This is a genomic window from Rhodobium orientis (assembly GCF_003258835.1).
Lineage (GTDB): Bacteria > Pseudomonadota > Alphaproteobacteria > Rhizobiales > Rhodobiaceae > Rhodobium > Rhodobium orientis.
The window spans coordinates 1-279 of record NZ_NPEV01000153.1 but is presented as its reverse complement, the minus strand read 5'-3'; the positions used below and the strand labels follow the sequence as shown (position 1 = coordinate 279).

Below are 279 nucleotides of genomic sequence, written 5' to 3'. Positions count from 1 at the left end.
ATAAAAATTACCGGAATTCTGAAACGAGTGTCAAAACATCTACGATTGAAGACACGGCGAAAAATAGAAACATGACGGAGCGGACGGTCGGTTTTCTTCTGATGGCGATGCTTTTTTCAGCGGGAAGCTTGACCGAACTGTTAGTAAAGGAAAAAGAGAACAGAACGTATTTCAGGCTTTTGACCACACCGATAACGGCAAGGCAGTACGTCATGTCCAATGTGGCCGTCAGTATGTCTGTCATCACATGCCAAACCTTTTTAACATTGATTATGGTGA

General features: G+C 43.0%; 1 protein-coding gene. It reads left to right on the top strand.

Annotated elements, in window-relative coordinates; translation table 11 throughout:
* Positions 1 to 44: 44 nt before the first annotated feature.
* Positions 45 to 279 (top strand): ABC transporter permease (locus CH339_RS25620; RefSeq protein ID WP_368731665.1); only part of this gene is annotated, 235 nt, incomplete at its 3' end.